Genomic DNA, 360 nt, shown 5'->3' with positions numbered 1-360 from the left:
GCATACGAGATTTACTGCAACCTTTGAGAAAAGGAATGTTACTCATTTTGCCTGACGAAGATATACTGTGCTCACCTGAAGGTACTGCTGGTGAACTTTCAGCTTCCGCTTTGCTGTAATTGTGTGAAATTACATCATGATGCACTAAAATGTAAGTCAAATGGGTACCCGGATTGCCGATGACCAAGAATTATTTAACCTGACGAGACAGTTCTGCCGATAAATTTGCAGCATTGCTAGGTAGCATTGCTGCAGACAGCTTCTCAATCAAGATTGTCTTGAGAGTTTGGAACTCTCCAGCAGTGATGAGTCCGTTGGCATGCAAATCTGCCAAATCCCGGATTGCAGCTACAATGGATC

1 protein-coding gene is annotated in these 360 nt (G+C 43.3%); it reads right to left on the bottom strand.

The annotated features are described in order from the left end of the window. Nucleotides 1-190 precede the first annotated feature (190 nt). Nucleotides 191-343, bottom strand: a complete 153-nt coding sequence (locus B5P40_RS34535) for a hypothetical protein (protein WP_483296267.1) — start codon at nt 341-343, stop codon at nt 191-193. Nucleotides 344-360 lie beyond the last annotated feature (17 nt).

The sequence above is a fragment of the Bacillus sp. SRB_8 genome (genome assembly GCF_003264205.1).
Taxonomy (GTDB): Bacteria; Bacillota; Bacilli; order Bacillales; family Bacillaceae_G; genus Bacillus_A; species Bacillus_A mycoides.
This window is presented reverse-complemented; position numbering and strand designations above follow the sequence as displayed.